This is a genomic window from Micromonospora sp. C31, assembly GCF_018070575.1.
Lineage (GTDB): Bacteria > Actinomycetota > Actinomycetes > Mycobacteriales > Micromonosporaceae > Micromonospora.
Genome location: NZ_JAGPXN010000010.1, coordinates 1 through 21,534, shown reverse-complemented (window position 1 = coordinate 21,534; position 21,534 = coordinate 1). Strand labels below are relative to the sequence as shown.

At 73.7% G+C, this 21,534-nt stretch carries 16 protein-coding genes; 8 read left to right on the top strand and 8 right to left on the bottom strand.

What is annotated here, in order from left to right:
* Positions 1 to 246 precede the first annotated feature (246 nt).
* The 3 genes from KBX06_RS15205 (at position 247) to KBX06_RS15195 (ending at position 4,563) form a co-directional block, all read left to right on the top strand.
* Positions 247 to 711 (top strand): MarR family winged helix-turn-helix transcriptional regulator, encoded by a 465-nt coding sequence (locus tag KBX06_RS15205; RefSeq protein ID WP_210835237.1) that lies wholly within the window; start codon positions 247 to 249, stop codon positions 709 to 711.
* Complete coding sequence (locus KBX06_RS15200; RefSeq protein ID WP_210835236.1) at positions 705 to 2,438, top strand: ABC transporter ATP-binding protein; 1,734 nt, start codon at positions 705 to 707, stop codon at positions 2,436 to 2,438. Before KBX06_RS15205 ends, KBX06_RS15200 begins: the two co-directional genes overlap by 7 nt.
* Positions 2,439 to 2,505: 67 nt before the next feature.
* Entirely contained in the window at positions 2,506 to 4,563 is a 2,058-nt protein-coding gene (locus KBX06_RS15195; protein WP_210835234.1) for an ABC transporter ATP-binding protein, read from the top strand.
* 44 nt (positions 4,564 to 4,607) lie between these two features.
* Here KBX06_RS15195 and thrS read toward each other — a convergent pair whose 3' ends face one another.
* Positions 4,608 to 5,825 (bottom strand): threonine--tRNA ligase, encoded by a 1,218-nt coding sequence (gene thrS / locus KBX06_RS15190; protein WP_210835232.1) that lies wholly within the window; start codon positions 5,823 to 5,825, stop codon positions 4,608 to 4,610.
* Between the two features lie 535 nt (positions 5,826 to 6,360).
* Between thrS and KBX06_RS15185 the strand changes: the two genes are divergently transcribed.
* Positions 6,361 to 7,011, top strand: a complete 651-nt coding sequence (locus KBX06_RS15185) for a DedA family protein (RefSeq protein ID WP_210835231.1) — start codon at positions 6,361 to 6,363, stop codon at positions 7,009 to 7,011.
* 48 nt (positions 7,012 to 7,059) lie between these two features.
* Here the strand turns inward: KBX06_RS15185 and KBX06_RS15180 are convergent, their stop codons facing one another.
* Positions 7,060 to 8,463 carry an NAD(P)H-quinone dehydrogenase gene (locus tag KBX06_RS15180; RefSeq protein WP_210835229.1) on the bottom strand — a complete coding sequence of 468 codons (1,404 nt, stop codon included), beginning with the start codon at positions 8,461 to 8,463 and terminating at the stop codon, positions 7,060 to 7,062.
* Between the two features lie 164 nt (positions 8,464 to 8,627).
* On the opposite strand from KBX06_RS15180, the gene KBX06_RS15175 reads away from it, so the two are divergent.
* Positions 8,628 to 9,083: a gamma-glutamylcyclotransferase gene (locus tag KBX06_RS15175; protein ID WP_121396633.1), complete on the top strand. Its 456-nt coding sequence runs from the start codon at positions 8,628 to 8,630 to the stop codon at positions 9,081 to 9,083.
* Positions 9,084 to 9,174: 91 nt separating this feature from the next.
* Here the strand turns inward: KBX06_RS15175 and KBX06_RS15170 are convergent, their stop codons facing one another.
* The 4 genes from KBX06_RS15170 to KBX06_RS15155 all read right to left on the bottom strand — a co-directional run bounded on the left by KBX06_RS15170 (position 9,175) and on the right by KBX06_RS15155 (position 12,585).
* Entirely contained in the window at positions 9,175 to 10,137 is a 963-nt protein-coding gene (locus KBX06_RS15170) for a GNAT family N-acetyltransferase (protein ID WP_210835227.1), read from the bottom strand.
* 81 nt (positions 10,138 to 10,218) lie between these two features.
* Positions 10,219 to 10,962, bottom strand: a complete 744-nt coding sequence (locus KBX06_RS15165; protein ID WP_210835225.1) for a hypothetical protein — start codon at positions 10,960 to 10,962, stop codon at positions 10,219 to 10,221.
* Between the two features lie 37 nt (positions 10,963 to 10,999).
* Positions 11,000 to 11,950, bottom strand: a complete 951-nt coding sequence (locus tag KBX06_RS15160) for a hypothetical protein (RefSeq protein WP_210835223.1) — start codon at positions 11,948 to 11,950, stop codon at positions 11,000 to 11,002.
* Between the two features lie 5 nt (positions 11,951 to 11,955).
* Positions 11,956 to 12,585, bottom strand: a complete 630-nt coding sequence (locus tag KBX06_RS15155) for an MBL fold metallo-hydrolase (protein WP_210835222.1) — start codon at positions 12,583 to 12,585, stop codon at positions 11,956 to 11,958.
* 116 nt (positions 12,586 to 12,701) lie between these two features.
* On the opposite strand from KBX06_RS15155, the gene KBX06_RS15150 reads away from it, so the two are divergent.
* Positions 12,702 to 13,691 carry a DUF4349 domain-containing protein gene (locus KBX06_RS15150; protein ID WP_210835219.1) on the top strand — a complete coding sequence of 330 codons (990 nt, stop codon included), beginning with the start codon at positions 12,702 to 12,704 and terminating at the stop codon, positions 13,689 to 13,691.
* Here KBX06_RS15150 and KBX06_RS15145 read toward each other — a convergent pair.
* Together KBX06_RS15145 and KBX06_RS15140 are read right to left on the bottom strand one after the other, a co-directional pair.
* Positions 13,648 to 14,907 carry an amidohydrolase gene (locus KBX06_RS15145; RefSeq protein ID WP_210835217.1) on the bottom strand — a complete coding sequence of 420 codons (1,260 nt, stop codon included), beginning with the start codon at positions 14,905 to 14,907 and terminating at the stop codon, positions 13,648 to 13,650. The genes KBX06_RS15150 and KBX06_RS15145 overlap by 44 nt on opposite strands.
* Positions 14,908 to 15,629: 722 nt before the next feature.
* Positions 15,630 to 17,213: a methylmalonyl-CoA mutase gene (locus tag KBX06_RS15140; RefSeq protein ID WP_210835215.1), complete on the bottom strand. Its 1,584-nt coding sequence runs from the start codon at positions 17,211 to 17,213 to the stop codon at positions 15,630 to 15,632.
* A gap of 213 nt (positions 17,214 to 17,426) precedes the next feature.
* Between KBX06_RS15140 and KBX06_RS15135 the strand changes: the two genes are divergently transcribed.
* A complete protein-coding gene (locus tag KBX06_RS15135; protein WP_210835213.1) occupies positions 17,427 to 19,640 on the top strand; it encodes a serine/threonine-protein kinase in 2,214 nt (737 codons plus the stop codon).
* Between the two features lie 47 nt (positions 19,641 to 19,687).
* Entirely contained in the window at positions 19,688 to 21,412 is a 1,725-nt protein-coding gene (locus KBX06_RS15130) for a phospho-sugar mutase (RefSeq protein WP_210835211.1), read from the top strand.
* The last annotated feature ends 122 nt before the right edge of the window (positions 21,413 to 21,534 follow it).

The following is a 21,534-nucleotide window of genomic DNA, read 5'->3' as shown; positions in this document are numbered from 1 at the left end:
ATCTTTCCATTGACAAGTTCACGCCATCGGGGGCAAGTTCACACCCCCGGGGCGGTCTTGCCATCGCCAGGTCGTTCCGAGGGGGTACCGATGGCTCCGCTCGTCGCGCTCGTGGCCGGAACCGTGCTCGCCCGGCCGGCCCGTGACCCCCGCTCGGCCCACGCGCGGTGCGACAGGTCCTCTTCGTCGGCGTGGCCACCGCAATCTGCTTTGGGGCCTGACGTTCAGGTAGCTAACCTGCTCTCCATGCATCTGACAGAGCTGCGGGACGTGCCCCTCGCGCGGCTGCTCGTGGTCGCCGGGCACGTCACCGGGCAACGGTGGAACCGGTACCTCGCCGAGGCGCACGGCCTCACCCAGGCTGGAATGGGCACCCTGATGATCCTCGCCGAGCACGGTGAACTGCCGCACCGCACGGTGGCCGAGCGCTGTTTCGTCCGGCCGGCCACCCTGACCGGCATCGTCGACACCCTCGTCCGCGACGGCCTCGTCGAACGGCAGCGCGACACGACCGACCGGCGGAGCGTGAAGATCACGATCACGACGGCCGGTCGGGCCCGTGTCGAGGCGGTGACCGCCGTGATCCGCTCCGGCGCCCCGCTCACCTCGGTCGACGCCGACCCGACGAAGGCGGCCGTGATCCGCGAGTTCCTCCTGGAGGTCATCGGCAGCGGCGACCACGGGACCCCGGAAGGGGGCCCGGCGTGCTGACCCGGCTGCTGCGTACGCACCTTCGCCCGTACCACCGGCCGCTGGCCGCGGTGGTGCTGCTCCAGTTCGTCGGGACCATCGCGTCGCTCTACCTGCCCAGCCTCAACGCCGACATCATCGACCTGGGCGTGGCCCGGGGCGACACCGCCTTCATCCTGCGTGCCGGCACCTGGATGCTCGCGGTCAGCCTGGTCCAGATCGTCTGCGCCATCGCGGCCGTCTACCTCGGCGCGCGGACGGCGATGGCCTTCGGCCGGGACGTCCGCGCGACGATCTTCGAGCACGTCAACCGCTTCTCCGCCCGCGAGGTCGCCCACTTCGGCGCGCCCTCGCTGATCACCCGCAACACCAACGACGTGCAGCAGGTGCAGATGCTCGTGCTGATGAGCTGCACGATGCTCGTCGCCGCACCCATCATGAGCGTCGGCGGCGTGGTGATGGCGCTGCGTGAGGACGTCGGGCTCTCCTGGCTGATGCTGGTCAGCGTGCCCGTGCTGACCGTCGCCCTGTGGCTGATCATCCGGCGGATGGTGCCGGGCTTCCGGCTCATGCAGACCCGCATCGACACCGTCAACCGCGTGCTGCGCGAGCAGATCACCGGCATCCGGGTGGTGCGGGCGTTCGTCCGGGAGCCGTACGAGACGGAACGGTTCGCCACGGCGAACGCCGACCTCACCGCGACCGCGTTGCGCATCGGCCGCCTGATGGCGTTGGTCTTCCCCGTGGTGATGCTGGTGCTCAACGTCTCCAGCGTCGCCGTGCTCTGGTTCGGCGCCGAGCGGGTGGAAGCCGGGGCGATCCAGGTCGGTTCCCTCGCCGCCTTCCTCCAGTACCTGATGCAGATCCTGATGGCCGTCATGATGGCCACCTTCATGCTCATGTCGGTGCCGCGCGCGGCGGTCTGCGCCGAGCGGATCGTCGAGGTGCTCGACACCGACTCCTCCGTGGTGCCCGCCGCCCACCCGGTGACCGAGGTGACGACCCACGGCGAGCTGGAACTGCGCGACGTCGGCTTCCGGTACCCGGGTGCGGCCGAGCCGGTGCTGCGCAACGTCTCGTTCCGGGTGACGCCGGGGACGACGACGGCGGTCGTCGGCAGCACCGGAGCGGGCAAGAGCACCCTGCTGTCGCTCGTGCCCCGACTGGTCGACGCGACCGCCGGCGCGGTGCTGGTCGACGGCGTCGACGTGCGGGACCTGGCGCCGGACGAGCTGTGGCGCCGGATCGGGCTGGTGCCGCAGCGGCCGTACCTGTTCACCGGGACCGTGGCGAGCAACCTGCGCTACGGCAACCCGGACGCGACCGACGCCGAACTCTGGGACGCGCTGGAGATCGCCCAGGCGCGGGACTTCGTCGCCGCGATGCCCGAGGGGCTGGAGGCGCCGATCGCGCAGGGCGGTACGAACCTCTCCGGCGGGCAACGGCAGCGGCTGGCGATCGCGCGGGCCCTGGTCCGGCGGCCGGAGATCTACCTCTTCGACGACTCGTTCTCCGCGCTCGACCTCGGCACGGACGCGCGGTTGCGGGCGGCACTGCGCCCCGTCATCGCCGACGCCGCCGTGGTGATCGTGGCGCAGCGCGTCTCCACCATCGTCGGCGCCGACCAGATCATCGTCATCGAGAGCGGGGGCGTGGTCGGGATCGGCCGGCACGACGAACTGCTACGTACCTGTCCCACGTACGCCGAGATCGTGGCGTCCCAGAACACGACGGGGGTGGCCGCGTGAGCGAGCGAACCATCAGGCACAGCAGCGTGGCGCCTCGCGCCACCGCCGAGCGAAGCGAGGTGACGGCATGAGCGCCGTACCGCAGCAGAAGCCGGCCGCCGAGGCGCGGACGCCGAAGCGGCTGCCCCCCGGCGGTCAGCGCGGCGGCCCGCCGTGGGCGGGGGCCGGGTTGCCCGCCGAGCGGTCGATGAACTTCGGGCCCTCGGCCCGGCGGCTGCTGCGCCGGCTGCGCCCGCAGCGCCTGCAGCTCGTCGCCGTGATCGCCCTGGCGGTGGTCAGCGTGGCGCTCAGCGTGATCGGGCCGAAGGTGCTCGGCTGGGCCACCGACCTGATCTTCACGGGCGTGATCGGTCGGCAGCTGCCGGCCGGCACCACCGCCGACCAGGCGGTGGACGCCGCGCGGGCCGCCGGCAACGACAACTTCGCGGACATGCTCGCCCGGATGGACGTGGTGCCCGGCGTGGGCATCGACTTCGCCGCGCTGGCGCGGGTGCTGCTGCTGGCGCTCGGGCTCTACGTGGCGGCCAGCCTGCTCATGTGGTGGCAGGGGTGGCTGCTCAACGGGGTGGTGCAGCGCACCGTGCTGCGGTTGCGCGCCGACGTGGAGGACAAGCTCAACCGGCTGCCGCTGCCCTACTTCGACCGGCAGCCCCGGGGCGAGCTGCTCAGCCGGGTCACCAACGACATCGACAACATCTCCACCAGTCTCCAACAGACGCTCAGCCAACTGCTCACCGCGCTGCTCACCGTGGTCGGCGTGCTGGCCATGATGTTCTGGATCTCGCCGCTGCTCGCCCTGGTGGCCCTGGTCGCGGTCCCGGTCTCGGTGGTCGTCACCACCAGCATCGCCAAGCGGTCGCAGCAGCAGTTCATCGACCAGTGGAAGCACACCGGCGAGCTGAACGGCCAGATCGAGGAGGCGTACACCGGCCACGAGCTGGTCAAGGTCTTCGGCCGGCAGCGCGAGGTGGAGGCCGCCTTCACCGCGAAGAACGAGGAGCTGTTCCGGGCGAGCTTCGGCGCCCAGTTCGTCTCCGGGATCATCATGCCGGCGATGCTGTTCGTCGGGAACCTCAGCTACGTGGCGCTCGCCGTGGTGGGCGGCCTGCGGGTGGCGTCGGGGGCGATCAGCCTCGGCGACATGCAGGCGTTCGTCCAGTACTCCCGGCAGTTCACCCAGCCGCTCACCCAGGTCGCCTCGATGGCGAACCTGCTCCAGTCCGGGGTGGCCTCCGCCGAGCGGGTCTTCGCCGTGCTCGACGCCGAGGAACAGAGCCCCGACCCGGCCGAGCCGGCCCGGGTACGCGAACCGCGCGGCCGGGTCGAGTTCACGAACGTCTCCTTCCGGTACACCCCCGACAAGCCGTTGATCGAGGACCTGTCCCTGGTCGCCGAGCCCGGCCACACCGTGGCCATCGTCGGGCCGACCGGGGCCGGCAAGACCACGCTGGTCAACCTGGTCATGCGCTTCTACGAGCTGGACGCCGGCCGGATCACGCTCGACGGGGTGGACGTCACCACGATGCGCCGCGACGACCTGCGCGGCCGGATCGGCATGGTCCTCCAGGAGACGTGGCTCTTCGGGGGCACCATCCGCGACAACATCGCGTACGGGCGGCCCGGGGCGACCGAGGAGGACATCGTGGCGGCGGCCCGGGCGACGTTCGTGGACCGGTTCGTCCGCAGCCTGCCCGACGGCTACGACACGGTGATCGACTCCGAGGGCAGCAACGTCAGCGCCGGCGAGAGGCAGCTCATCACGATCGCCCGGGCCTTCCTCGCCGAGCCGTCGCTGCTGATCCTGGACGAGGCCACCAGCTCGGTGGACACCCGCACCGAGGTGCTGCTCCAGCGGGCCATGGCCGCGCTGCGGTCGGACCGGACGAGTTTCGTCATCGCGCACCGGCTCTCCACCATCCGCGACGCCGACCTGATCCTGATGATGGAGGACGGCCGGATCGTCGAGCAGGGCACGCACGACGATCTGCTCGCCGCGCGGGGCGCGTACCACCGCCTGTACCGGTCGCAGTTCACCGCCGCCGTCCAGCCCGACCCCGAGCCCCAGCCCGACCACGCCCTCGAGCCCGACCCCGAGCCCGCGCCGCTCGAAGGCTCCACCCGGTGACGGGCAGGCCGCCGGTGGCGACGGGGTCGGGGCCGGGCGGGGGCTCAGCGGGGCGGCAGCAGGGCGTGGCCACGGTCGGCCACCACCGCCCCGATCAGTTCGAGGGCGTCGGCGGCGGGCATCGGGTCCAGGGCCCGGCCGCCGCGCAACCGCAGCGACACCGCCCCCTCGGCCACCTCGCGGGGGCCGAGGACGGCGGCGTACGGAACCCGGGCGCGGGCCGCGTCGCGGATGCGGGAGCCGAGCGAACCGGCCCCGTCGATCTCGACGCGCAGCCCCGCGGCCGACGCGTCGCGGGCGAGCCGGGCCGCCGCCTCGGCCTGGCCGTCCCCGACGGGCAGCACCACGAGCTGCACCGGGGCGTACCAGGCGGGGAAGGCACCCTCGTGCACCTCGATCAGGTACGCGAAGAGCCGTTCCATGCTGCCGACGAGGCTGCGGTGCACCATCACCGGTCGACGCCGCGCCCCGGACGCGTCGGTGTACGACAGGTCGAACCGCTCCGGCTTGTCGAAGTCGAGCTGGACGGTGGAGAGGGTGAACTCCCGCCCGGCGGCGTCGCGCACCTGGATGTCGATCTTCGGGCCGTAGAACGCGGCCTCCCCCGGGGCCTCGGTGAACTGCACCCCGTCGAGCGCGGCGCGGAGCAGCGCCTCGGCCCGCGCCCACCCGGCGTCGTCGCCGACGTACCGCTGTCCCGGCCCGCGCAGCGACAGCCGGAACCCCGCCGGTCGTACGCCGAGCGCGGCGTGCGCCTCGCGGATCAGCCGCAGGATCTCGACGACCTCCTCGCCCACCTGCTCCAGGGCGCAGAAGTTGTGCGCGTCGTTGAGGGAGATGGCCCGCACCCGGGACAGCCCGCCGAGCACCCCCGAGCGCTCGGCCCGGTACATGCCGCCCAGCTCGGCGATCCGCAGCGGCAGCTCCCGGTAGGAGCGGCCCCGGGCCCGGAACACCAGGGCGTGGTGCGGGCAGAGCGAGGGCCGCAGCACGAACTCGTCGTCGGCGCCCAGCGCCATCGGCGGGAACATGTCGTCGGCGAAGTGGCCGAGGTGCCCGGAGAGCTCGAAGAGTTCCCGCCGGCCCAGCGGCGGGGTGTGCACGTGCCGGTAGCCGGCCCGGCGTTCCAGCTCGCGGACGTACTCCTCGACGGCGTGCCGGGCGGCGGCGCCGGCCGGCAGCCAGAGCGGCAGCCCGGCGCCGGCCAGCGGGTCGGAACCGAACAGCTCCAGCTCCCGGCCGAGCCTGCGGTGGTCGATCATGTCGCGCTCCTTGATCGGGTACGGCCCGGAGGCGACCCGGTCACCGGACGCCACGAGGCCCCGGGGCGGATCGCCCCGGGGCCTCGTCGACGGTCAGGTCAGTGCGGCGCGCCGGGGTCTCCCGGCGTCGTGGTGGATACCGCGCTGCGCATGCGACGACGGTACGCCCCCGCCCGAGGCGGTCGCAGCCGGTTTTCCCGGGCGGTCCGGCACCCGGACGGCGCGGGCCGGCAGGCCGGGCGGGACAGGGGCGGGCCGCCGGCACGGGACCTGCCGGCGGCCCACGGCGGCCGCACCGTCAGGAACGGGGGACCCGACGGTCGTGGGGCCGCGCGCCGACAACGGTACGCCGGGCCGCTGCGATCCGCCGACCCCCGACGGTACGCGGATCCGTCACCTCGGGTGGTGTCCGCTCGTTGTCTCCGGTGGCCCTGCCGTGTCGGTGGTCACCAGGAGCCAGGGTCGCGCCCCGGGACGTCGGACGACCAGTCAGGCTCGGTACCCGCAATCGGCCCCGTCCGGCGAGGTGGCAGTCGTGCCCGAACTACTCACTGAGATCGCGTCGCCGGCCTGGGCGTACGTCGTACTGCTGGCGCTGCTGGTCGCGGACGCCTTCGTCCCCGTGATCCCCACCCAGATCGTCATGATCACCGGCGGCGCCCTCACCGTCTACGGGGGGCTGAACCTGCCGGTGACCATCGCCGTCGGCGCGCTCGGCGTCTTCGTCGGGGACCTCGCCTGCTACCTGCTCGGGCGGAGCGCGCCGGACCGCCGGGCACCGGGGGACGTGCGACGGGGCCGGGCCCGACGGGTCGCCAGCCGCGTCACCCAGGGGCTGCGCCGCCCCGGACCGCTCGTGATCCTGCTCTGCCGCTTCGTGCCGGGCGGCCGGATGGCGGCCTGCTTCTCGGCCGGCCGCAGCCGGTACCCGTACCGGCTCTTCGTGCTCTACGAGGGCCTGGCGGCGCTGGGCTGGGCCACCTACGGAGGGCTGGTCGGGCACCTCGGCGGGACGGCGCTCACCGAGTCGGCGTGGCGGCTGGCGCTGATCGCGGGGGTCGCGGCGGCCGGCTTCGCGGCGGCGGGCTGGGCCATGACCGCCGTCGGCGCCCGGCGCGCGGCCGAGTCGGTCACGCTGGGGCCGGTCGTCGTCACGTCGAGGACGGACGCGCCGGGGGCGGAGTGACCGGTGGCGCCGGCACCGCCCCGGGCGCCGGCCGGCGCGACCGGTGGGTCACTCCAGCTCGTGCAGCATGAGCTGACGGGCGGCCTCGGTGATGGAGCCGGAGAGGCTCGGGTAGATCGTGATCGTCTGGGCCAGCTCGTTGACCGTGAGGTTGTTCTCCACCGCCATGGTGATCGGCAGGATCAGCTCGCTCGCCTTCGGCGCCACCACCACGCCGCCGACCACCTGGCCGCTGGCCGGACGGCAGAAGAGCTTGACGAAGCCGTCGGCGAGGTCGTCCATCTTCGCGCGGGCGTTGCCGTCCAGCGGCAGCATCACCTGCCGGGCCGGCACCTTGCCCGCGTCGACCTCGTCCTGTGAGACGCCCACGGTGGCCAGCTCCGGGTCGGTGAACACGTTCGCCGCGACCGTACGCAGCCGCAGCGGCCGGACCGCCTCGCCGAGCGCGTGCCACATCGCGATCCGGCCCTGCATGGCGGCCACGCTGGCCAGCGGCAGCACTCCCGTGCAGTCGCCGGCGGCGTAGATGCCGGGCACGTTCGTCCGGGAGACCCGGTCGACGGTGACGTAGCCGCCCCGGGCCAGCGCGACGCCGTACTCGGCCAGGCCCAGGTCGGCGGTGTTGGGCACGGAGCCGACGGCGATCAGGGCGTGGGAGCCGGCCACCCTGCGCCCGTCGGAGAGCTCGACCTCCACCCCGTCGGCGGTACGCCGGACGGCGTCGGCGCGCGAGTTGTTCAGGATGCTCATGCCCCGGTTGCGGAAGACCCGCTCGATGGCCATGGCGGCGTCGGCGTCCTCGTGCGGCATCACCCGGTCACGGCTGGAGACCAGGGTCACCTGCACGCCCATCGCCAGGTAGGCGCTGGCGAACTCCGCGCCGGTGACGCCGGAGCCGACGACGATCAGGTGCTCGGGCAGGTTCGGCAGGTCGTACACCTGACGCCAGGTCAGGATGCGCTCGCCGTCCGGGACGGCGGTGGGCAGCTGGCGCGGGGTGGCGCCGGTGGCGACCAGCACCGTCGACGCGGCGATCGACTGCTCCTCGCCGCCGTCGGTCGGGGTGACGAGCACCCGGTGGGTGTGGCCGAGCGTGTCCTCGCCGAGGCGGGCGGTGCCCGAGACGAACGTCACCCCGGCCTTGACCAGCTTGGCGTGGATGTCGGCGGACTGGGCGAGCGCGAGGCGCTTGACCCGCTCGTGCACGGCGCTGGCGTCGACGGTGACCGCCTCCAGCCCGTCGGAGTGCACCCCGAACTCCTCGGTGTCCCGGTAGCCGGTGACCACCTCCGAGCTGGCGATGAACGTCTTCGACGGTACGCAGTCGGACAGCACGCAGGCCCCGCCGGCGCCCTCGGCCTCCACGACGGTGACATCAGCGTCCAGCTGCGCGGCGACCAGGGCCGCCTCGTAGCCGGCCGGTCCACCGCCGATGATCACGATCCGGCTCACAGGGTCGTCCTTTCGTTCGCGACTGCGGGGCTCCGCTCCGCTGCACTCCTCGCGCTCACCGCGCTCGCCCTTCGTCAGTACTCACAGGAATTTCTTCTCCCGAACGCGTCCGACACGCACTGTCGTATTCTCCCCCACCCGGCGGGCGGGCTATCGTCATCGCCGTGCGTCATCACGCCGCCTACGGCTCAAACCTCGACCCCGCCCGCATGCGCGCCTACTGCCCGCATTCGCCGATGGTGGGCACCGGCTGGCTGGAAGGCTGGCGGCTCACCTTCGCCGGCGAGAACGTGATCGGCTGGGAGGGCGCGGTCAGCACGGTCGTCGAGTCCCCCGGCGACCGGGTGTTCGTGGCGATCTACGACATCCACCCCTACGACGCCGCCCAGCTCGACGAGCTCGAGGGGGTGACCGCCGGCACCTACCGCAAGCTGCACGTGCGCGTCTCCACCCTCGACGGCGACGTGACCGCGTGGATCTACGTCTTCGACGGGTACGAGGGCGGGCTGCCCACGGCGTGGTACCTCTCGGAGATCGCGAACGCCGCCGAGAAGGCGGGCGCACCGGACGACTACGTCACCGAGCTGCGGTCCCGCCCCACCGGCACCGCGTCGGCCTAGCCCGTACCGTCGGCCCAGCGCGTATCCCACGACCCCCAGTCTGCTCCGGCACGGGGCGGAGCTTCCAGCCGGCCCCGCCCGGCGTCGTCAATCACACACCGGCGGCGGGCACGACCCGCTCGTACATGTCGGCCCAGCGCACCTCGCGCAGCCCCACCGACCGGTAGAGCGTCACCGGGGCGGTGGGGTTGGCCAGGTCGACCCCGAGGCCGACGGATTCCCGGCCCTTCTCCACATACCGGGCGAACGCGTGGCTCAGCAGCGCCGCGCCCACCCCCCGGCGCCGGTGGCCGGGCAGCACGGCGAGGCCCTTGACCCACCCCTCGTTCCGGTCGAGCGCCTGGTCGGACGAGCGGAGCACGCCCGCCGGCCGGCCGTCCACCTCGGCGACGAACCACTCGTCCCAGGCCGGGTCGGCCCCGATACGGGCCCGCCACCGGTCGTAGGACAGCGGCTCGTAGTCGGGGGTGTCGCGGAAGGCGGTGTCGTAGACCCGGTGGAAGTCGCGCAGCTCCGACTCGTCGCCCGGACGCAGCGGCCGGACCGTCACCCCCGGCGGCGGTGGCGGCGGCTCGCCGGGCAGCCCGGCCAGCGACCGGCGCATGAGCTGGTACCGCTTGACGACCTTGAACCCCGCGTCGGTCAACTCGGCAGCCCATCGGCGCTCCGGCGGGCATGCGGGGGAGCGCACGGTCAGGGCCGGCAGGCCGCGCTCGGCGGCCCGTTCGGCCACCCGCTCCAGCTGCCGGGCCAGCAGCGGCGCCCGCAGCTCGGCGCCCCGGTCCGGGTCGACGAACACGTCGACGTACTCCCGCCCCGTTCCGGTCTCGTTCTGCAGGATCGCCCAGGCCACCAGCACGCCGTCCGGATCGGTCACCACCCAGGAGTCCCGCTCCGGATCGACGTACGGCGCGGTCAGCGCGTCGCGCACGTCGTCGGCGGCGAAGTCGGGGTAGCCGATGGCGAAGGTGTCGGCGGCGTGCACCACCGTCAGGATCGCCGGTACGTCGTCCAGGGTGGGGCGGCGGGCGTGCCAGCCGGCGGGAAGAGTCACGGAGGCGATCCTGACAGGCGGACCGGCGGGCCGCCGCCGATTTTTCGGCCACCCCGGCGGCCGGGTGCCCGGCGCGGCGGCTCAGCCCGGGTCGGTCAGGTGGATCCGGGTCGCGGTGAGCAGTTCCACCAGCTCGGCGCCGTCCGCCGGGCCGAGTGTGGCGAAGGCCGGTGCGGCCAGCCGGTCGGTCACCGCCTCGGCCCAGAGCCGCCGCCGGACCAGCGGCCCGACCGGCGGGTACGGCGGCGGCCAGCCGCACGCCACCGCGCCCGCCTCCCCCTCCGGGCCGGCGAGCACGGCCTCCAGCGGCGTCATCCCGCTGGCCCGGGCCGCGATGAGGTGCGCTCCGGCGAAGTGCTCCCGCAGCAGGCGCAGGCCGACGGCCGCCCGGGCGCCGGCCGTCCGCACCGGCACCGGCATGGCCCGCCAGGCGGCGAAGAGCGGCATGCCGCTGGCGTCCGCGGCATCGACGGCGCGGCCGAGCAGGGCGGCGAGCCGGCTCACCCCGGAAAGGGGGTCGAGCCGCTCCTCGCCCCACCGGCAGCACTCGGCCAGGGTGGCGGCGGCCACCTCGACCGGCGGGACGACCCGACGGGCCGCGTCCCAGCCGTCGGCGACCGCTTCGGGGGCCAGGAAGCCGAGGGCCGCGGCGACCGTCTCCGCGCGCACGTCCCCGAGCGCGCCGGCCCGCCCGGTGACGTAGAACGCCCAGCCGGAGATGCCGAGCAGCCGTGCCCGGCGCAGGGTGGTCGGGCAGCGGGTGAAGAGGTCGCCGAGTTCCAGCACGACCGGCTTGCTGCCCGCCGCCACCTGTTCCGGTGTCATCCGCCCGCTCCCCGGGCGACCTGTCCGTCCACAGGGGTCAGTGTGCCGCGCCGGCGTCCGACTCGGCATCCCCCTCTTCGGCGTCGAGCGCCTCCACCGCCGCCTCGACCTCCCCGGCGCGGCGGCGTGCGGCCGTCACCGTCCGTTCCGCCCCGCGCCGCGCCAGCCTCGCCCGGCTCAGGTCCTGCTCGGCGACGGCCCGGCGCCGCTCCAACTCGGCCAGTTCCGCCTCTACCGCGTCCAGGGCCGCGATGCCGTCCCGCTCGGCCGTCGTCGCGCCGGCCAGCTCCGCCTCGGCCCGCTCCTGATCGGTACGCGCCCTGGCCAGCTCCTTCTCCAGCGCCCGCCGTCGGCGCGTCCGCTCCGCCCGGGCGGCCCGTTCCGCCTGCTCGGCGCGGAGCGCGGTCCGGTCGGCGTCGCGCCGCTGTTTCCCGGCCGGCTCCGGGCGGGGCGCCGGTTCCGGCTCCTCCCCACCGGTCACCAGCCGGAGCTGCGGGCGGGGCACCTCGCCGAAGCCGGCGTACGTGGCGGCCTTCAGCAGCCGGCCGGAGCGGAGCTGTTCGGCGACGTCGGTGTCGGCGAGCGCCGCGTTGAGGGTGGCCTCCACCTCGGCCAGCGGCAGCTTCCCGGCCGACGGGGCCCCCTCGGACGCGGCCGCCAGCTCGCGCACCTCGGCGACGAGCGCGCCGAGGACGGCCCGCCGCTGGGTGGCCAGTTCCCGCAGCCGGGGCCCGCGCAGCTCGCGTTGGGCGGTGCGGAGCGCCTCGGCGAGCTGGGCCAGGTCGGCGACCAGTTCGGGACGGCGGATGGCGAGCAGGTTGACCAGCCAGGCGGCCACGGTGGGTCGGCGCAGCCGGGCGATCTCCCGGGCGGTCTTCGGGTCGCCGGTGCGGCGGGCCTCGGCGACGGCCTCGTCGCGGATCGCGACGAACCGGTCCGGCGGGGTGGTGTAGAGCCGGTGCACCAGCTCTCGGGACGGGCCGGACATCGCCGTCAGGCGTCGATCCGGGTGCCCGGTTCGAGCCGGCGGTAGTCCACCTCGGACAGCCGGGCGAAGTTGCCGTTGAGCACGTTGAGCCCGTTGTCGTTGAGCAGCCCGTCGTGCAGCGCGTACGCCCGGCGCGGGGCGACCGCCCGGAGGAAGTCCAGCGACTCGGAGAACTTCGTCCACGGGGCGTGGATCGGCAGGAAGAGCGTGTCGACCTGCGTGTCCTCGGGGACGACCAGGCTGTCCCCGGGGTGGTAGACGACGTCGTCCAGCAGGTACGCCAGGTTCTCCACCACCGGGATGTCGGGGTGGATCACGGCGTGCCGGCCGCCGTGGGCGCGGACGGGCACGCCCGCCGCCGTGAACGACTGTCCGGGTCGGACCACCTCGAGCGCCTCGGCGGCGTCGCCCAGGACGCCGGTCAGCGACGCCGGGCCGTGGATGACGAACCGACGCCGGTCGAGCTGCCGGGTGACCGCCTCGACGTCGACGTGGTCGGGGTGCTCGTGGGTGATCAGCACCGCGTCCGCCCCGTCGAGCGCCGCCGCCTCGCTGAACACGCCCGGGTCGATGACCAGCACTCCCCCGTCGTGCTCCACCCGCAGGCAGGAGTGGGCGTACTTGGTGAGCTGCATCGTGACTCCAAGAATATCGAATCGTGACGTCCTGAGCGCAGTCTGCCGGAACCGACGTGGTGACGCGTCACGTCTGAGGTATCGCCCCGCACGGGGGCGAGGACGATGGAGGCGGAATGGACGGACGGGATCGACGACGTCGAGGCGTACGGCTGACGGCTGCCGCGCTGGTCGCGCTGCTCGCGCTGGCGGGCTGCGGCAGCGACGCGAGCGACGACGCCGGTGGGGCGCCGGCGGCGGCCCCGGCGGATCAGGACCGGGCCGGCGGCGCCGCGGACGAGGCGGGCGGCCAGGCCGAGCAGGGTGGCGGCCAGGCCGAGCGGGGCAGTGGTGCCGGCGCACCGGACCTGCGGGTCGACCAGCGCTCCATCATCTACACCGGCACCATGCGCGTGCAGGTGGACGATGTGGACGCGGCGGCACGCAGCGCGATCGCCGCGGTCACGGCGGCCGGCGGTTTCATCGGCGGCGACCAGCGGCGCAGCGTCGACGCGGACGCGCGGGCCGAGCTGGAGCTGCGGGTGCCGGCCGCGAAGTTCCACGGGGTCGTCGACGAGTTGGCGAAGCTGGGCCGGCAGCAGCGGCGCGAGATCCGCACCGAGGACGTCACCGAGCAGGTGGTCGACCTGGACGCGCGGATCACCAGCCAGCGGGCCAGGGTGGAGAGCGCCCGCCGGCTGTTGGCCCGGGCCACCTCGATCAGCGACCTGGTGTCGCTGGAGAACGAGCTGTCCCGCCGGGAGGCCGACCTCGCCTCCCTGCAGGCGAAGAAGGAGCGGCTGGCGGACCTGGCCAGCCTGTCGACGATCACCGTGTCGCTGGTCGGCCCGGACGCGAGCACCGCCGACGAGGAGGCCGAGGTCGGCTTCATGGTGGGGCTCGCGGGTGGCTGGAAGGTCTTCCTGACCTCCATGACCGTCCTGCTGACGGTGCTCGGGGCGGTGCTGCCGTGGCTGCTGGCGTTCGGCGTACCGCTGGCGGTGGTGCTGGTGGTGCTGCGCCGGCGGCGGCGCACGGCCCCGCGGCCGATGACGCCGGCCGGACCGGCCGCGCCCCTGCCGGCTAGCGCGCCGCCGCCAGTGCCCGCAGCGCGGTCTGGACCATGAGCCGTACGCCGACCGGGATGGCCCGCTCGTCCACGTCGAACGAGGCCCGGTGCAGGTCCACGTTCGGGCCGGAACGGCCGACGCCCAGCCGGGCGAGCGCGCCGGGGACGTACTCCAGGTACCACGAGAAGTCCTCGCCGCCCATGCTCTGCGGGGTCTCGGCCACCCCTTCCGGCCCGAGCGTGGCGGCGGTGGCGCCGGTGAGGACCTGGATGGCCCGGGAGTCGTTGCACACCGGCGGGCGGCCGCGCAGGTATTCGAGATCGACGGTGGCCCCGGTCGGGGCGACGACGTCGCGGACGACCTGACTCACGATCTTGGGGGCCAGCTCCCAGGTGTCGCGGTCCATGACCCGCAGGGTGCCGGACGCGCACGCCTCGGAGGGGATGACGTTGTAACGGGTGCCGGCCGAAGCGTGGCCGAACACCAGCAGCAGCCCGCTGTTGGCCGGCACCCGGCGGCTGACCAGCGCCGGCACCTCGGTGATCAGGCGGCCCAGCGCGTCGACCAGGTCGACGGTCAGGTGCGGGCGGGCGGTGTGTCCGCCGGGGCCGGTGAGCCGGACGGTGACGTTGTCGGCGGCGGCGGTGATCGGGCCGACCCGCAGGCCGATCTGCCCCACCGGCAGGTTGGGGTCGCAGTGCAGCGCGAAGATCTGCACCACGTCGTCCAGGCCGCCGGCCTCGATGACCTCCAGCGAGCCGCAGGGCAGGATCTCCTCGGCGGGCTGGAAGATCAGCCGGACCCGGCCGGGCAGCTCGCCCAGGTCGGCGAGCTGGGCGAGCAGCATGCCGACGCCGAGCATGACGGTGGTGTGCACGTCGTGGCCGCAGGCGTGGCAGACGCCGTCCACGGTGGAGCGGTACGGCACGTCCTTCGAGTCGGTCAGCGGCAGGGCGTCGATGTCGGCGCGCAGGGCGACCACCGGGCCGTCGGGCCGCCCGTCGATGTCGCAGATGACCCCGTTGCCCTTCGGCAGCAGCCGCGGTCGCAGCCCGGCCAGGGTGAGTTCCCGGGCGATCAGGGCGGCCGTCTCGAACTCCTCGCCGGAGAGCTCCGGGTGCGAGTGGATGTGGCGACGGGTGGCGATCAGCCCGGGCACCCGGAGGGCGAGCAGGTGGTCCAGCTCGAACGGCAGGGGCTGGGACCCGGGCGGCGTTTCCGGCCAGGACGACGCCAGCTGGTTGCCGGTGGGCAGCGTCAACGCACTCGTCACGTCGAATTCTCGTTCGCTAGAGATGGATGGATCATCAGGAACAGCAGACAGCCTAGACCTCCGACGGTGACGCTGCGCAACCTCGTTCCGGTAGCCGTCGGAACGCACAGCGTCACGTATGCCCTGCTCGGAGCGCTCGTAGATCTGCGGGACAGCAGGTAGATCGCGGTCGAACGCCGTCATCTGCCCCACACCTCCTACAACGCGTAATCGGCCCGGCCAGCTCGGAATCGATACCGATCGCAGAGGCCGCTTTTCCGAATTGTCGCATTAGTCGATCGCGTCGACCGACACTCCGACAATTACCCGACCATCGCCCGAGCGAGGGCACCCGAGACGGTCACACATACCGTCACCGACCAACCGCACACCGTGTGCGTCCACGCCCACCCGGTCGGACTACCCCCGAACCCGTCCGGCACACGCCGCAGCCGGTGGGCCACGTCGCCCCGCACCGCCGCACCGCGCGCACGAGCCCTCCGGCGGCGTCGCCGACTGCCGCGGCACGCGCCCGCGCCCGCGCCGCCGATGGGCGGCCAGGGTCCCCTCGACTGTAGCGCCCCTCCCCGCAGGCCCGCGACCAGCAGGAACGCGCCGTGGGCGGGTCGTTACCCGCAGGTGGACCGGTCGGTTACGGCGCAGGGGCGAGGCGGTGCCACACCGACGCCGACGGCCGCCCGCCCTCCGCGCCGCGGGAGCACGGACGGCCGTCGGCCGGGTGATCAGAACCGGTCGGTCGGGCGGTAGAGCCCCCACACCTGGCGCAGGGTGCCGCAGACCTCGCCCACGGTGGCGCGGGCCCGCAGCGCCTCCTTCATCGGGTAGAGCACGTTCTCCGTGCCCTCGGCGGCGGCCCGCAGCTCAGCCAGCCCCCGCTCGACCGCCCCGGCGTCGCGCTCGGCACGCAGCCGGGCCAGCCGATCGGCCTGTGCCGCCTCGATCGTCGGATCGACCCGCAGCGGCTCGTACGGCTCCTCCTCGTCGACCGTGAAGCGGTTGAGGCCCACCACCACCCGCTCGCCGGAGTCGATCTCCTGCGCGATCCGGTACGCCGACTGCTCGATCTCACGCTTCTGGAAGCCCGCCTCGATCGCGTCGACCGCCGAACCGTGGTCGAAGACGCGGTCCATCAGCTCGTTCGTCGCCGCCTCGATCTCGGCGGTCATCGCCTCCACCACGTACGAGCCGGCGAACGGGTCGACGGTGGCGGTCAGGTCCGTCTCGTACGCCAGCACCTGCTGGGTACGCAGCGCCAGCCGGGCCGCCTTCTCGGTGGGCAGCGCGATCGCCTCGTCGAAGCTGTTGGTGTGCAGCGACTGGGTGCCGCCGAGCACCGCGCCCAGGCCCTGCACCGCCACCCGGACCAGGTTGACCTCGGGCTGCTGGGCGGTGAGCTGCACGCCCGCGGTCTGGGTGTGGAAGCGCAGCATCATCGACTTCGGGTTCCTGGCGCCGAACTCGTCGCGCATCAGCCGGGCCCAGATCCGGCGGGCGGCCCGGAACTTGGCCACCTCCTCCAGCAAAGTGGTGCGGGCGACGAAGAAGAACGACAGCCGGGGCGCGAAGTCGTCCACGGCCAGGCCGGCCGCCAGCGCGGCCCGGACGTACTCGACGCCGTTGGCCAGCGTGAACGCGATCTCCTGCGCGGGCGACGCGCCGGCCTCGGCCATGTGGTAGCCGGAGATGGAGATGGTGTTCCACTTCGGCACCTCCTTGCGGCAGTAGCCGAAGGTGTCGGCCACCAGCCGCAGCGAGGGCTTCGGCGGGAAGATGTACGTCCCCCGGGCGATGTACTCCTTGAGGATGTCGTTCTGGATCGTGCCGTTGAGGGCGGCGCCGGCGACGCCGTTCTCCTCCGCCACGAGCTGGTAGAGCAGGAGCAGGACCGACCCGGGCGCGTTGATGGTCATCGACGTGGAGACCTTGTCCAGCGGGATGCCGTCGAAGAGCAGCCGCATGTCGTCGATCGAGTCGATGGCCACCCCGACCTTGCCCACCTCGCCGTGCGCGATCGGGTCGTCGGAGTCGTAGCCCATCTGGGTCGGCAGGTCGAAGGCGACGGAGAGACCCATCGTGCCGGCCCGCAACAACTGGTGGTACCGCGCGTTGGACTCGGTGGCGGTGCCGAAGCCGGCGTACTGGCGCATGGTCCACGGCCGGGAGGTGTACATGGTGGGGTAGACCCCGCGCGCGTACGGGAACTCGCCCGGGCCACCGAGCCGGGAGTCCAGTTCCTCCGGAAGGTCCGCCGCCGTGTAGACGCCCTTGATCGGAAAACCGGACTCGCTTGACCGCGGTTCGCTCATTAGCGGATGGTAGGACGCGCGACGGCGTCGGCGCGTGAGGGATACCGCACACCCGCTCGCCGGGTCGACGGGCATCGCGAGAGGTGAGCGTTCGGGTACGTACTGTCCAGTTCGGTAAACGTCCGCCGCGTCGGGTTTCGCATCGGGCGTCGGAACCAGCAAGATAGGGGGGTTGTGTCCCAGCCCCCCTCGAATTCCCCCGGTGGCTTTTCTGTGACTCAGATCCCGACGTGGAGCGGCGGACCAGTCAGTCCCCCCAACGGACGCGCGACGCCCGGCACGACCATCGGTGACCGTTACTCGCTGCGTTCGGCGGTGGGCAACGGCGGCATGGGCACAGTCTGGCGTGCCACGGACACACTCCTGCGGCGGGACGTGGCCGTCAAGGAGGTCGTCCTGCCCCCGGGGCTGGCCCCCAGCGACCGCGACTCCATGTACGAGCGCACCCTGCGCGAGGCCCGCGCCGCGGCGGCGATCCAGCACCCGGCCGTCGTCCAGGTCTACGACGTGGTCACCGAGGGCGGCCGGCCGTGGATCGTGATGGAGTTGCTCGACGCCCGCAGCCTCGCCGACATGGTGATCGAGGACGGGCCGGTCGCGCAGCGCGTGGTCGCCAAGATCGGCATCGCGCTGCTCGGCGCGCTGGAGGTGGCGCACGCGATCGGCGTGCTGCACCGCGACGTCAAGCCGGCCAACGTGCTGATCTGCGCCGACGGACGCTGCGTGCTGACCGACTTCGGCGTGGCCCGGATGCCCACCGACGTGCAGCTCACCACCCCCGGGATGGTGCTCGGCTCGCCGCACTTCATCTCCCCCGAGCGGGCGATGGGCCAGGAGTTCGGCCCGCCGAGCGACCTCTTCTCGCTGGGCGTCACGCTCTACACGGCGGTGGAGGGGCGGCCGCCGTTCGACAAGGGCGACCCGATCGAGACCATGCACGCCGTGGTCGAGGACCCGCCCGCCCCGCCGCAGCGCAGCGGGCCGCTGGCCCGGGTGCTGATGGGGCTGCTCGAGAAGGACCCCGCCCGCCGCCTCGACGTGCACACCGCCCGGGCCATGCTGCGCGAGCTGCTCACCGGCCCGCTGACCAGCAACGCCGCTGCGGTGAACTCGGTGACCGACCCCTACTCGGTGGTACCGGTGCAGCGGCCCGTGCCGGCCCCGCCGGCCGCCCGGCCCGAGCAGCCGAAGCCGAGTGGGCAGATCGGCGGCCGGGCGATGCTCGACCCCGGCGAGTCGCTCACCGACCGGCTGGCGGCGCTGCGCCGGGGTGAGCGCCCCGCGCAGGCCGCCCTCGCCGCGAGCCCCGCCGCGATGGACGACACCAGCGCCGACGCCCTGGCCGGGCCGCTGCACACCCCCACCGGCGCGATGCCGGCGCCGGGCGGGTCCACCCCGGCCGGCCGCACCTACGGCGGCGCCGAGGCGACCCAGCGGATGGGGTCCGGCGGTTCGGACGCGACCCAACAGCTACGCACCAACGCCGCCGGCCTGGTCGGCTTCAGCGGCCCGACGGAGGCGACCCAGCGGGTGAAGGCGGGCACGCCCGACTTCGGGCCCCCGCCGGAGGCCACCCAGCGGATGAGCGCTGGAACGCCCGTCTTCGGCCCTCCGCCGGAGACCACCCAACGGGTGAGCGCCGGAACGCCCGTCTTCGGCGCACCCGAGGCGACCCAGCAGCTCGGCGGGACGTACGGCGGCGGCCAGTGGTCGGTGCCCGGCACCGGCCAGGCGTGGGCGACCCCCGCCACCGCGCCGGCCGCGGGCGGCTCCGGCGGCGGCTTCGCCGGCCGGGTCGGCACCGTCGGCAACCAGCTCGTCGGCACGGTCAGGGGCTGGCCGCGCAAGGTGCAGCTCGCCGCCGCCGGCGGCCTGGCCACGCTGCTGCTGATCGGGGCGGTCGTCCTGTTCGGCGGCGGCGACGACCCGGCGCCCACCGTCCCGCAGGCCGCCCCGACGTCGCAGGCCCCGGCCGCCGGCGTGCCCGAGATGAAGGAGCACACCGGCAAGGGCGTACGGGTCCTGGTGCCGCAGGGCTGGGAGGTCAAGAGCGCCGGCGTGTGGGTGGACTACGTCGACCCGGAGGACGAGGGCCGCAAGGTCCGGATCCTGGTGGAGGACTTCCGCACCACCTCCATGCGCTGGGCGGAGGTCGCCGAGGACACCCTGAAGAACCGTTCCAAGTCCTGCGCCAAGCCGTACGCCCAGCTCGCCATGGGCGAGGTGCAGTGGGTCGGCAAGGCGGCGGCCGAGTTCGAGTACACCTGCGGCGAGGGCGACGCCAAGCGGCACGGCGTGTGGCGCGGCGTGGTCCACGAGGGAAAGGTCTACTCGTTCTACCTGACCTCGACCGACGCGAAGTTCGCCGAGAGCAAGCCGATCTTCGACGAGATGGTGAAGTCGTTCCAGCTCACCGAGGCCGGCTGAGTCCGGGGGACGCGCGGTGGTGATCCGCCGGCGTGCTATCAAGAGACATGCCGGCGGAAACGACTGACATCGACGACATTCGCGAGCAAGCGCGACGCTGGCTCGACGACGATCCCGACCCGGCCAGCCGGGCGGAGCTGCGGGCGGTGCTCGACCGCCTGCCGGCGAGCGCCCCGGAGCTGGCCGACCGGTTCGCCGGCCCGCTGACCTTCGGCACCGCCGGGCTGCGCGGCCCGCTGCGCGCCGGCCCCAACGGGATGAACCTCGCGGTGGTCACCCAGGCCGCCGCCGGGCTGGTCGGCTGGCTCGCCGCCCAGGGCGGCACCGGCCCGCTGGTGATCGGGTACGACGCCCGGCACGGTTCCCGCGAGTTCGCCGAGCGAACCGCCCAGGTCGCCACCGGCGCGGGACGCCCGGCGCTGCTGCTGCCCCGCCCCCTGCCCACCCCCGTGCTCGCCTACGCGGTGCGCCACCTCGGGGCGGTCGCCGGGGTGATGGTCACCGCCAGCCACAACCCGCCCCAGGACAATGGCTACAAGGTCTACCTCGGCGCGGAACTGGGCGGGACGCTCGGCGCGGGCGCGCAGATCGTGCCGCCGGCGGACGCCGGCATCGAGGCCGCGATCCGGTCGGTCGGGTCGCTGGCCGAGGTACCCCTCGGGCCGGCCGGGCAGGTGCTCGGCGACGACCTGGCGGCCTCCTACGTGGAGCGGGCCACCGCCGTCATCGACCCGGCCGGGTCGCGCGACCTGGCGGTGGCCTACACGCCGCTGCACGGGGTGGGCGCGGCGGTGCTCACCGCGGCGTTCGCCCGGGCGGGCTTCCCCGTGCCCGGGGTGGTGCCCGAGCAGGCCGAGCCCGACCCGGCCTTCCCGACCGTCTCCTTCCCCAACCCGGAGGAACCGGGGGCGGTGGACCGGCTGGTCGCGCTCGCCGAGGCGACCGGCGCGGACATCGCCATCGCCAACGATCCCGACGCGGACCGCTGCGCGGTGGCCGTCCGGGACACCGCCCGGGCGGCGAGCGCGGGCGGCGGGGTCGCCGGCCCGGCCCAACCGGACGCGGCCCCGCCCGGCTGGCGGATGCTGCGCGGCGACGAGGTGGGCGTGCTGCTGGCCGACCACCTCATGCGGCGCGGCGTGACCGGCCTGTACGCCACCACGATCGTGTCGTCGTCCCTGCTGCGGGCGATGTGCGCCGCCCGGGGCCTGCCGTACGACGAGACGCTGACCGGGTTCAAGTGGATCGTACGGGCCGGCGGCGGGGCCGAGCCGCTGGTCTTCGGCTACGAGGAGGCGCTCGGCTACTGCGTCGCCCCGGAGCACGTACGCGACAAGGACGGCATCACCGCCGCGCTGACCGTGGCCGAGCTGGCCGCCGGGCTCAAGGCGCGGGGCCGCACCCTGACCGACCGGCTGGACGAGCTGGCCGCCGAGTTCGGCGTGCACCACACCGACCAGCTCTCGGTGCGGGTGGACGACCTGCGGCTGATCGCCGACGCGATGGCCCGGATCCGGGCCGCCACCCCCACGGCGCTGCTCGGGCAGCCGGTCACCGAGGCACAGGACCTGCTCCCCGAGGCGGACGTGGTGATCCTGCGTACCGGAGCCGCCCGGGTGGTGATCCGCCCTTCGGGCACCGAGCCGAAGCTCAAGGCGTACCTGGAGGTGGTGGAGCCGGTGGCGGCCGGCGACGTCGCCGGAGCCCGCGCCCGCGCCCGCGACGCGGTAGCCACCCTCCGCACGGAAATGACCAAGACCCTGAACCTCTGAACCTGAACCCCGCCCCCTCCCACCCTCACCCCCGCGTTGATCATGAAGTTATTGAGCTGGGAAGCGCTTTCCGGCGCCAATAACTTCATGATCAACGGAGCGGTGGGGTGGGTGGGGTGGGT

What these genes read in the sequence shown, in the direction of transcription:
- thrS (WP_210835232.1), bottom strand. Translation starts at nt 5,825, where the DNA reads ATGATCGACCACCGCAGGCTCGGCCGGGAGCTGGAGCTGTTCGGTTCC.
- KBX06_RS15130 (WP_210835211.1), top strand. Translation starts at nt 19,688, where the DNA reads ATGCCGGCGGAAACGACTGACATCGACGACATTCGCGAGCAAGCGCGA.
- KBX06_RS15155 (WP_210835222.1), bottom strand. Translation starts at nt 12,585, where the DNA reads ATGCAGCTCACCAAGTACGCCCACTCCTGCCTGCGGGTGGAGCACGAC.
- KBX06_RS15165 (WP_210835225.1), bottom strand. Translation starts at nt 10,962, where the DNA reads ATGACACCGGAACAGGTGGCGGCGGGCAGCAAGCCGGTCGTGCTGGAA.
- KBX06_RS15195 (WP_210835234.1), top strand. Translation starts at nt 2,506, where the DNA reads ATGAGCGCCGTACCGCAGCAGAAGCCGGCCGCCGAGGCGCGGACGCCG.
- KBX06_RS15160 (WP_210835223.1), bottom strand. Translation starts at nt 11,950, where the DNA reads ATGTCCGGCCCGTCCCGAGAGCTGGTGCACCGGCTCTACACCACCCCG.
- KBX06_RS15150 (WP_210835219.1), top strand. Translation starts at nt 12,702, where the DNA reads ATGGACGGACGGGATCGACGACGTCGAGGCGTACGGCTGACGGCTGCC.
- KBX06_RS15140 (WP_210835215.1), bottom strand. Translation starts at nt 17,213, where the DNA reads ATGAGCGAACCGCGGTCAAGCGAGTCCGGTTTTCCGATCAAGGGCGTC.
- KBX06_RS15205 (WP_210835237.1), top strand. Translation starts at nt 247, where the DNA reads ATGCATCTGACAGAGCTGCGGGACGTGCCCCTCGCGCGGCTGCTCGTG.